Annotated in this window: 9 protein-coding genes; 4 read left to right on the top strand and 5 right to left on the bottom strand. The window is 59.0% G+C overall.

From position 1 onward, the window contains the following. Nucleotides 1–84: 84 nt before the first annotated feature. Complete coding sequence (gene ygfZ, locus GV827_RS17680) at nt 85–843, bottom strand: CAF17-like 4Fe-4S cluster assembly/insertion protein YgfZ (protein WP_164355143.1); 759 nt, start codon at nt 841–843, stop codon at nt 85–87. 63 nt (nt 844–906) lie between these two features. Between ygfZ and GV827_RS17685 the strand changes: the two genes are divergently transcribed. Further along, nucleotides 907–1,584 (top strand): TIGR04283 family arsenosugar biosynthesis glycosyltransferase, encoded by a 678-nt coding sequence (locus tag GV827_RS17685; RefSeq protein ID WP_164355144.1) that lies wholly within the window; start codon nt 907–909, stop codon nt 1,582–1,584. Here the strand turns inward: GV827_RS17685 and GV827_RS17690 are convergent. Beyond that, a complete protein-coding gene (locus GV827_RS17690) occupies nt 1,572–3,437 on the bottom strand; it encodes an ABC transporter ATP-binding protein (protein WP_164355145.1) in 1,866 nt (621 codons plus the stop codon). The two genes, GV827_RS17685 and GV827_RS17690, sit on opposite strands and share 13 nt — an antisense overlap. A gap of 142 nt (nt 3,438–3,579) precedes the next feature. Between GV827_RS17690 and GV827_RS17695 the strand changes: the two genes are divergently transcribed. Continuing rightward, complete coding sequence (locus GV827_RS17695) at nt 3,580–4,788, top strand: pyridoxal-phosphate-dependent aminotransferase family protein (RefSeq protein WP_164355146.1); 1,209 nt, start codon at nt 3,580–3,582, stop codon at nt 4,786–4,788. Between the two features lie 44 nt (nt 4,789–4,832). Here GV827_RS17695 and GV827_RS17700 read toward each other — a convergent pair whose 3' ends face one another. After that, complete coding sequence (locus GV827_RS17700; protein ID WP_164355147.1) at nt 4,833–5,027, bottom strand: hypothetical protein; 195 nt, start codon at nt 5,025–5,027, stop codon at nt 4,833–4,835. A 52-nt stretch (nt 5,028–5,079) separates the two neighbouring features. Then, nucleotides 5,080–6,183, bottom strand: a complete 1,104-nt coding sequence (locus tag GV827_RS17705; protein ID WP_164355148.1) for a pyridoxal phosphate-dependent aminotransferase — start codon at nt 6,181–6,183, stop codon at nt 5,080–5,082. Nucleotides 6,184–6,282: 99 nt separating this feature from the next. Here GV827_RS17705 and GV827_RS17710 point away from each other — a divergent pair, with 99 nt between their 5' ends. Beyond that, nucleotides 6,283–6,447: a twin-arginine translocation signal domain-containing protein gene (locus tag GV827_RS17710; protein ID WP_164355149.1), complete on the top strand. Its 165-nt coding sequence runs from the start codon at nt 6,283–6,285 to the stop codon at nt 6,445–6,447. Between the two features lie 73 nt (nt 6,448–6,520). Continuing rightward, nucleotides 6,521–7,309 (top strand): crotonase/enoyl-CoA hydratase family protein, encoded by a 789-nt coding sequence (locus GV827_RS17715; protein WP_164355150.1) that lies wholly within the window; start codon nt 6,521–6,523, stop codon nt 7,307–7,309. Between the two features lie 207 nt (nt 7,310–7,516). Here GV827_RS17715 and GV827_RS17720 read toward each other — a convergent pair whose 3' ends face one another. Further along, nucleotides 7,517–10,669: a valine--tRNA ligase gene (locus GV827_RS17720; protein ID WP_164355151.1), complete on the bottom strand. Its 3,153-nt coding sequence runs from the start codon at nt 10,667–10,669 to the stop codon at nt 7,517–7,519. Between the last annotated feature and the right edge of the window lie 163 nt (nt 10,670–10,832).

Below are 10,832 nucleotides of genomic sequence, written 5' to 3' on the forward strand. Positions count from 1 at the left end.
GGCGGGAGCCCTCGCTGACGCGACGTAATACTCAGTTAACGTTCTGAGGAAACGAGAGCCCCGCATCTGGCGGGGCTTTTCGACTCAATTTGACGCATTTTCCGGCGCATCCGCCCATTTGACGCGGGCGTCACCGGCTAGCATCTCGCCCTTGGCGCGATCAAAACGCAGGTAGGCGATCGCTTTCCCGTTCGCCTGAGTGAAGAGCGTGCCAGCTGGTTTGCCATCTGACATCAGGTCTGTGCCTACCTCAGCACTCCCGTCTACCAGTACCGGTGCCAGACCTTTGCGCAATTCGGTCTTGTGTTTCATGCGTGCGGTGACCTCCTGACCGACATAGCAGCCCTTGCGGAAATCCACGCCGTTCAGCCGCTCAAACCCCGCCTCAAGAATGAAGGTATCCGGTGTCAATTCAACGTCCGTTTCAGGGATCAGGAGCGCCACACGCAAAGCATCCCAATCGATCGTGTCATCGGTCTGCGGTTCATCGCGATAGGCGCGCCAGCCCAATTCAGCAGCGCGTGGATCGGCAAAACCGTCCGCTGGCGTGTCGCCCAAGCCCCGATGCACATGCAGATCCGTTTCGGCAATGTCGACCTTGGCACGAAGCTTGTACATGGACAGGCGCTGCATCACCATGTCGCCAAGACTGTCCGCGACGTCCAGAAGTACGGCATCTCCATCTGGTACGAGAAAAAAATCGGCCAGATATTTGCCCTGCGGCGTGAGCAAGGCTGCATACACCGCACCTTCCGAGAGCTTGCCGATATCGTTGGTCACCAGCCCTTGCAGGAAGTCTTTCGTGTCGGTTCCCGAGAGGCGCAGAATGCGACGTTTGATCATGGATTTGTCCTTTGCGGTTCGGGATGAGATATAGTGATCACACGCCACACCAAAAGGGGCAACATGCGCGCACCTATTTCCGTTATCATCCCGACCCTGAATTCAGCTGATCGTTTGCCACAGTGTCTCGACGCTTTAATGGAAGGGCTGGAGGCAGGCCTGATCCGTGAACTCATCATCTCTGATGGCGGATCGGACGACGCAACAGGCGCCACGGCGCAGGCATGGGGCGCTGAGGTGTTGCATGGGGAACCGTCTCGGGGGGGGCAGCTTCGCCGGGCCTGTGAGGTGGCGAAAGCCGATTGGATGCTGATATTGCATGCGGACACCGTGCTGCAGTCGGGGTGGACAAAATCAGTCCGTGCGCATCTTGGTCAACCAGACAAGGCCGCGTGGTTCCAACTGCGCTTTGATCAGCCAGGGGCGGCAGCGCGTCTGGTTGCAACTTGGGCCAACCTGCGCAGTCGTTTCGGGCTGCCCTATGGGGACCAGGGCTTGTTGATCTCGTCGGCGCTCTATGCGCGGGCAGGGGGATACCCAGATGTCCCTCTGATGGAAGATGTAGCGCTTGCACGTGCTTTGAAGGGTAAGCTGAAGGGCCTGCCGATTGACGCGGTCACAAGCGCCGAGAAATACACCCGTCAGGGATGGATCAGACGCGGCGCGCGCAATCTTTGGACGTTGCTGCGTTACTTTGCCGGCGTTGACGCATCTGCGCTTGCCGCAAGTTATCGCCGCTGACCGAAAAGCCTGCGTCCAATGCGCTGCCAAAGTCCAATGTGCTCCGACGTGTCTGGGCTTGCCCGATTGGCAGCGCGTTTTTCGGGCACCGGGTCGCCAACCTGTCGTCCGTCTTGAAACTGCAACCGATAAAGATCAGCGTAAAGCCCGCCCCGTTCCAACAGCGCGTCATGGGTACCTTCGTCCACCACGTGGCCCCGGTCCATCACGACAATCCGGTCCGCACTGCGAATGGTGGCCAACCTGTGTGCGATGACGATTGTTGTGCGCCCTTTCGAAAGACGATCAAGCGCTTCCTGCACCACCTGTTCGGATTGCGCATCAAGCGCCGATGTTGCTTCGTCCAGCAGCAGAATGGGCGTGTCGCGCAGCAGCGCGCGTGCAATCACAACGCGCTGACGCTGACCACCGGACAGGGCAGAGCCACGCGGGCCGACAAGGGTATCGAGGCCCTTCTCCAGCTTCGGCAGAAAGTCCGCCACATGAGCTGCGTCGAGCACCTCGTTCAAACGTGCTTCGGTCACGTCTTTGCGATCCAACACAATATTTTCACGCAGCGTTGCGTCAAAAAGCAATGCCTCCTGTGTGACCACGGAGAAGAGGCTGCGCAGATCAGCTAGGGCCATATCCGTCGTTGCGATACCGCCGAGCAAGGCCTTGCCACCTTGTGGATCAATCAAACGGGTCAGAACGTTGAACACGGTGGACTTGCCTGCGCCGGATGCCCCGACAAGCGCTGTCGTCTCACCTGCCTTTGCAGTGAACGTGAGGCCATCAAGAACTTTGGTTTCACTATAAAACAGATCGACATTTTCAAGTTTGATATCGGGGGTGCCTACAGGGGCAGGGACCGGGTGCGCCGGGTCACGCAGGTGAAGCGGCGCCTCAAACAGCTCCCTGATCCGCTCCAGCGCGGCGGCAGCAATTTGCCATAACCCGCTGATCCCGCCCAATCGCCGCAGGGGGCTGAAAGCAAAACCCATCGCGGTGAAGAATGTCATGAACTGACCAATGGTCTTATCGCCAGAGATGATCTCGGATCCGCCATAAAGGATCACGGCCATGAACCCGATGCCAGAGAGGATATCTACCATGCCCGGGATCGCGGAATTGCCGAACGCGGCGCGCACTTCGGTGTCGATGAATTTGCCCGTCAGGTCGCGGTATTGCCGGGTCTGATAGGCTTCAAGCGCGTTTAGTTTGACTTGCACGATGCCGTGGAACACTTCGTCCAGCCGAGTGGCGAGACTTGCGCCCAGATCCCGTGCCTCGCGTGCACGGCGGCGCACGAATTTCTGAGCGGCAGCAGCGGGCAGCACCATGATAGGGATGCCCACACAGGCCATCAGCGCCCAGATTGGATCTATGGATATTGCCACGCCCAACAGCACCAGCAAACCGATGAAATCACGGCCTGCGCCGGTGATCACGGCACGCCAGACATCGCCCACGGCATTTACATCCGATTGCACCCGCTGAATCAGAAAGCCCGGCGGATGAGATTGGTGAAACGCCCCGTCCTGCTTCATCATCCGTTCCAGCAGGTCGATGCGCATATCCGCTGCCGTGCGCTGCGCCACCTTGGTCAGCAGCACCTTTTGACTGACCCCGGCGATGGCGCGCAGAATGAAGATGCCGATCAGCGTAAGGCCGACCCAGATCAGTGCGTCTTCCTGACCAGCGACAAACACACGGTCGAACATCGGCTCCATCAGGCGCGCCAGTGCGCCCAGCGTACTGCCCTCGATAATCATGAAGACCACGGCCACGCCCATCAGCCCGACGTGTTTGCGCAGATAATCCCGCCAAAGCCACGACAGCAGCTCTTTCGAGGTATATGTCTGATCGTTCATAGGAAGCGGTTTATCCTTTGGATAGAAGCTTGCGGCCCGGTCTACGCATCGCGATGGCGATGGGCAAGGTGACCGATATGATGTTGACCTCGCACGAGGTGGTTCTAATGTCCGGCCAGTTCAAGCATAAAAGGCCGTCATGATGACCACGCCCCCCAATCTCTCTCACGGACGCCCATACCTTGCGATCCCCGGCCCTTCGGTGATTCCAGATCCGGTTTTGCAGGCGATGCATCGGGCTGCACCCAATATCTATGACGGGGAACTGGTCGACATGATGCCGGGGCTGACGGCCGATCTGAAACGGGTGGCACGGACACAACACCATGTTGCGATGTACACCGGCAACGGTCATGCGGCGTGGGAGGCGGCCCTGGCCAACGTGATCCGCCCCGGCGATAAGGTGCTGGTACCCGCTACGGGCCGCTTTGGCGTCGGCTGGGGCGAGATGGCAAAAGGCATCGGCGCGGAAGTTGATCTGCTGGACTTCGGACTGCACTCCCCAATGGATATGGACCGCATCAGCGAGGTTCTGAAGGCCGATAAGGCCCATGAAATCAAAGCGGTGCTGGGCGTGCATGTGGACACGTCGACCTCAATCCGTAATGATATTCCGGCCCTGCGCGCAGTGATCGACGCCGCCGATCACCCGGCGCTTCTGATGGCCGATTGCATCGCGTCCTTGGGGTGTGATCTGTTCGAGATGGACGATTGGGGCGTCGATGTGATGGTGACCGGGTGCCAGAAGGGGCTGATGGTGCCGCCCGGCATGTCATTCGTTTTCTTCAATGACAAGGCGGATGCAGCCCGCGCCAGCATGCCACGGGTCAGCTGGTACTGGGACTGGTCACCGCGTGCCCATGCCGAAGAGTTCTTTCAGTATCACGGCGGCACAGCACCCACCCATCACCTTTATGGCTTGCGCACCGCGCTCGACATGATCCACGCGGAAGGTATTGAAGCCGTCTGGGCACGCCACGCGGTTCTGGCCCGTGCGATCTGGGCTGCTTGCGAGGCATGGTCGGAGGCTGGCAGTTTTGCAATGAACGTCACGGACCGGGCTTATCGCAGTAACGCGGTGACGTCCTTACGGTTGGAAGCGCCCAAGGCGACAGCCCTGCGCAACTGGGTGGAAGGACAGCTTGGGCTGACCCTTGGCATCGGCTTGGGCATGGCGCCACCGAAGGACCCGGCATGGCACGGATTTTTCCGGCTTGGACATATGGGGCATGTAAACGGGCAGATGATCATGGGACTTTTGGGCGGCATCGAAGCAGGGATGCGCAGCCTGAACATAGAGCATGGACCGGGTGCATTGGATGCCGCATCGGCGGTAATTGCAGAGAACTGAACCGCTTCTGGTCAGGATACGCACGTCGCGCAAAAAGTCTGACGTCAGGCGCGTGCGCCGTTGCGTGCCACGTCAATGCGCGTGATCACCTTGTTTACCACCCACCCGATCAGGGCGACAGCCAGCAATCCCCAGATCGCCCAGATCACCATGAATATCCATGTCAGGTTTATACCGAACATCACGATGCAGGCTTGCGTAAAATTTGGTGCAGCGGGGCGGTCGTTACTATGGCGCATAACGGTCTCATCATCTGATCCGTTATCGAGTATAGCGCGACATATAGCGCCGTCAGCCCCTTTTTGCCTCCGCAAGGGCTGCTGGCAAGGCGGCTTCTAGGGCGCCAAGTTGTTCCTGCGTGCCACAACTGATCCGAATGCAACGGTTCTGCGGGGCGGCAAAGGGCATCCTGACAAAAATTCCGCGTGCTACCAGTCCGTCCAGAACAGATTTGGCAAAAGCGCCGTCTTGGCCGCAGTCTATCGCCACGAAATTCGCGGCAGAAGGCAAAGGCGTGAGCCCATGTGCGCGTGCTATTGCCGCGATACGGTTGCGTGCATCGCTCACTTGCCTGATCACCTGCGCCAGCCAGATCTGGTCCTTGAGCGCGGCAAGCGCCCCGACCTGTGCTGCGCGGTTCATCCCGAAATGATTGCGGACCTTGTGAAAGGCGGTGATCAGTTCAGGCGCGCCGATCGCATAGCCGACACGTGCCCCCGCAAGACCATAAGCCTTTGAAAATGTGCGCATGCGGATCAAGCGTGGATCATCAAGGGGGAGCGGTAAGGCCGTGCCTTCGGGGGCTGTATCGACATAAGCCTCATCCAGAACAAGGAGCGTGTTCTTGGGCAGATCCTTCATCGCTTCAGCCAAGTCAGCGCCTTTATGCCAAGACCCCATAGGATTGTCGGGATTGGCAATATAGACCAGTTTGGCATCAACCTCGGCTGCTTTCGCAAAAAGCGCCGCTGGGTCTTCGTGGTCGTCCCGGTAGGGGACTTTGTGCAGTGCACCACCAAAACCTGCTACGTGGTAATTGAACGTCGGATATGCGCCATCTGAGGTTACTACCGCGTCGTCTGGCCCAACGAAAAGTCGCACCAGATAGCTGAGCAGACCGTCAATGCCTTCGCCCACGACGATATGATCCATCGTGGTGTTGTGATGTGCGGCCAACGCCGCGCGCAGATCATGGCTTTCGGGGTCTCCGTACATCCACATTTCAGTTGCGCACATGGCCTCCTTCGCCAAAGGTGAGGGGCCAAAAACATTTTCGTTCGCTCCAAGCCGGGCATCAAAGGCGAGGCCCATGGCGCGTTCCTGCGTTTCGGGCCCGACAAAGGGGACTGTCGCGGGCAGGGATAGGGCAAGCGGGGTCAGGCGATATTCAGTCATACCAATCTGATAGGCGGGCTAGGGATGCGGGGCAAGGGTTGGAAAACGGCACAATCGACCTTATATGAGAATCACTCGCAACTGGTCGGCGGCACCAAGATGCCGAAACTCACCCGCCGTGGATTTATTGCTGCGACCGCTGCTGCCGGTGTTGTCCGCACAGTGCCAAGCCTTGCCACGAAACCACCGGCGCGGCGTATCCTGACGCTCGTCTACGACAAGAGCCTTGCCATGATGCGTGCGATTGACCGGCTGGTGCCCTGATCTGCCGCGACGTTTTGCTGGTCTGAGCGGTCGGTTTGCGGTTCAGTGATCCCCAACCAATTCGGAGGATCCCATGGCCCGCGTCACCGTCACATACGAAAATCACATCGCTTTTGTCCGTCTGACCCGTGCAGACAAAATGAACGCCGTCGATCAGGAGATGATCGACGGAATCATCGCTGCAGGACAAGAAGTTGCCGCATCAGACGCCCGCGTTGCGGTGATCTCCGGCGAGGGTAAAGCGTTCTGCGCCGGGATCGACATCACCGGCCTGTCGGGCATGATGGGCAGGGATCCGAAAGAGGTCTTGATGCCGCGGACCCATGGCCATGGTACGACGAACCAATGGCAAGAGGTTGCGATGATCTGGCACCGGATGGAAATACCGGTGATTGCGGCAATTCATGGCGTCTGTTTCGGGGCGGGAATACAACTGGCGCTGGGCTGTGACATTCGCATCGCCGCGCCCGGCACTCGCTTCGCGGTGATGGAGATGAAATGGGGTATCGTGCCCGACATGGGCGGTATGGTACTGCTTCCTAAACTGGTGCGATCAGACGTGCTGCGCCGACTGACCTATACGGCCGAACAGGTGGAAACCGAACAGGCTGCGGACTGGGGTCTGATTACCGAGATTTCGGATGATCCGCTCGCGGCGGCGACGGCTTTGGCCGAAACCATTGCAGGCAAGAGCCCTAGCGCGATCCGCGCCGCCAAGAAACTGATCCACCTCGCCGAGACGGCAGAAGCTCAGGATGTCCTCGAAGCGGAGTCGCGCATCCAGTCACAGCTCATCGGCAAGCCCGAACAGATGGAGGTGATTGCCGCCCAGATGCAGAAGCGCGCCCCGGTCTTCAAGTAGCCTCAAAAGGTCAGCCCCACCCGTTATCGGATGGGGCCTTCCAAATGGACGATCTTCGCTTCCCAGCTAGGACCGCGTCTTATTCTTCGCGCAGTCTTGGTTTCCAAATGGTTAAAAATCCCCGCCGGAGGCAAAAAGTTCTTCTGGAGCACCAGAAAAGTTTAATGCCTCCGGCGGGGATTTGACCCATTTGGAAGCAGGGCGGCGTCACTCCATCTCGGCCAGGCGCGCGAGGGCAGCCTGAAGCTGATCGGCCTCTTCCTGACGGGCGGCAAGATTGGCCTCGGCCTCTGCCACCACGTCCTCGGGAGCGGAGTCGCGGAACTTGGGATTGTTCAGCCGCCCCTTCAGTCCGCCGATTTCCTTGTTCAGCTTGTCCAGGGACTTTTGCAGGCGCGCCTTTTCTTCGCCAATGTCGATCAGTCCCGCCAGCGGCAGCCCGAAGGTTGCGCCCGGAGCGCCGATTGACACTGTTCCTTTCGGGAAATCATTTGCCTTTTCAAGGCTTTCAACCCGTGCAAGCCGCTTGATCATCGCTTCGTTGTTGTCCCACGCGGTTTGCGCGGCGGCATCCATCTCGGTCACGATCATCGGCACCTTGAGGCCCGCAGGCACATGCATCTGCGTGCGTGCAGACCGGATGGATTCGATCAGCCCGATGACCCAGTTCAACTCACGATCCGCGTTAGCATCCAGCAGATCAGCGGTCGTGTAGGCAGGCCAGTCGGCGTGGACCAGCATCTTGTCGCGCGTGGCTGTCGTCTCCCACAGCTCTTCTGTGATGAACGGCATGATCGGGTGCAGCAGGATCAGGCATTGATCTAGCGCCCAGCCCAGCGTCTGGCGGGTTTCTTCCGCCTCGGGCGCATCTTCCTGCAACAGGGGTTTGGACAGTTCTACATACCAGTCGCAAACCTTGCCCCAAACAAAGGCATAAAGCGCGTTCGCCGCATCGTTGAAGCGGAAGTTTGTCAGTGCCGCGTCGACATCCTCGCGCACACGGGCGGTTTCACCGATGATCCATTTGTTCAGCGTGGCAGTCGGGGTCGGCAATGCATGTGCCTCACCCGTGAAGACGCCGTTCATTTCTGCAAAGCGGTGCGCATTCCACAGCTTCGTGCCGAAGTTCCGGTAGCCCGTGATGCGCTGCGTGGAAAGCCGCAGGTCACGGCCCATCGCCGCCATCGCAGTGAGGGTGAAGCGCACGGCATCCGCGCCGTATTCGTCGATCAGTTCCAGCGGGTCGAGCACGTTGCCCAGCGATTTCGACATCTTCTTGCCCTTCTCGTCGCGCACCAGGGCGTGAACATAGACGGTGTCGAAGGGGCGTTCGCCGACGACGGCGTATTGCATCATCATCATCCGGGCGACCCAGAAAAAGATGATGTCGAAACCGGTGATCAGGACGGAGGTGGGGAAGTATTTTTGCAGCTCTTGAGTGTCCTCGGGCCAGCCGAGGGTGCCGATGGGCCAGAGACCGGAGGAGAACCAGGTGTCGAGGACGTCGGGGTCGCGGTAAAGCGTAGCTTTATAATTTGCCACATTCTCCTTGCCTCCGAATTCCATCCAATAGGATATGTCGTCAAACTCCGGACTACTACTATACGGACTGCTGCGACCGATCTTATTTACAAATCCGTTAAAGCCAGCCTGACCAATTGAAATGTCGAAAGCACTTTCTTCTAACTCCGGAAACAGACCTTTGTAGAAATGCCTGGCTTGTCGAATTGCCTCAGCTTCCGTAGCGGCGCAGAAAGAGTTTCCATCGTTATCATACCAAACCGGGATCTGATGCCCCCACCAAAGTTGGCGGGAGATGCACCACGGCTCGATATTCTCCAGCCAGTGGAAATAGACCTTCTTGTCCTGCTCGGGCAGGATCTCGGTGTCGCCTTTGCGCACCGCGTCGATGGCGGGGCCGACGATCTTGGCGGTGTCGACGAACCACTGGTCGGTCAGCATCGGTTCGATCACCACCTTGGAGCGGTCGCCGAAGGGCTGCATGATCTTCTTGGCTTCGACCAGAGGCACTACCGTGTCCTCGCGCGCCTCTCCGCCTTCTTCCGGGGCAACGGGCTTTTCGGCGGCCTTGCCAAGACGCGGATCGTGGGCCTGCGTCATCACCGCCAAACCCTCGGCGGTGATCGCCGCGATGACCTTTTCGCGTGCCTCAAACCGGTCAAGGCCGCGGAATTCTTCAGGGACAAGGTTGATGTTGCTCACATCGGCCATCGGCTGATCAGAGGGTGACTGGAACCGTCCCTCCGTTTCCGTCAGCATTTCCGCCGTGGTTTCGGCGATTTGTGTCGCCTTGGCAGCGGATTCTTCATAGGGAAGTCCGTCGGCGCGCATATGGCCCTTCGTGTCCATCAGGGCATAAAGCGGGATACGGTTACGCTTGGCGACTTCGTAGTCGTTAAAGTCATGTGCGCCGGTGATCTTGACCGCGCCTGAGCCGAAGGTCGGATCGGGGTATTCATCGGTGATGATCGGGATCAGGCGGCGGTGCTCTTTCGGTCCCACCGGGATTTCGCACAGTTTGCCAACGATAGGCGCGTAACGTGTATCGGTTGGATGCACCGCAACCGCGCCGTCACCCAGCATCGTTTCAGGCCGCGTGGTGGCGATAGAAATATAGTCGCGCTCTTCCTCGAAGAGCACGTTGCCGTCTTCGTCTTTCTCAACGTAGGTGTACGTCGCCCCGCCCGCGAGCGGGTATTTGAAGTGCCACATGTGGCCGTCGACTTCGATGTTCTCGACCTCAAGGTCGGAAATCGCGGTCTCGAAATGCGGATCCCAATTCACGAGGCGCTTGCCACGGTAAATGAGACCTTTGTTGTACATGTCGACAAAGACCTTGATCACCGCGTCGTGGAAGTTGCCTTCCTCGCCCTCGGGCGCACCCGGAGCGCCGGACATGGTGAAGGCGTTACGCGACCAGTCGCAGCTCGCTCCCAGACGCTTGAGTTGTTCGATGATGGTGCCGCCGGATTCTTTCTTCCATTCCCAGACTTTCTCAAGGAAAGCCTCGCGGCCCATCTCGCGGCGTCCCGGTTGCTGGGTTTCGGCCAGTTTGCGCTCCACGACCATTTGCGTAGCGATGCCTGCGTGGTCCTGACCGGGCTGCCAGAGCGTATCGAAGCCGCGCATCCGGTGCCAGCGCGTCAGGATGTCCTGCAGCGTGTTGTTGAATGCATGGCCCATGTGCAGCACGCCCGTGACGTTGGGGGGCGGGATCATGATGGAAAACGTCTCTTCCCGGCTGGCGTTCGCACCGGCCTTGAAAGCACCTGCTTTTTCCCATGCGGCATAGAGGCGGGCTTCGGCCTCGGCGGCGTTGAATGTCTTGTCCAGAGCCATGTTTCTCGATCCTTAAACGCGGGTTGGGGGTGATCTAACGAAGGATTGGGCGAAGGGAAAGGGTGGCGGTGCGTCGCGCTGGCGCAGACGTGCGATTTGCTTTTGGTCAAGCGCCGCATTTGGCGGCAGAACCTTTGTCAGGAGGAGAGTTTGGCACCTGGCT

Source organism: Sulfitobacter sediminilitoris (assembly GCF_010667575.1).
Lineage (GTDB): Bacteria > Pseudomonadota > Alphaproteobacteria > Rhodobacterales > Rhodobacteraceae > Sulfitobacter > Sulfitobacter sediminilitoris.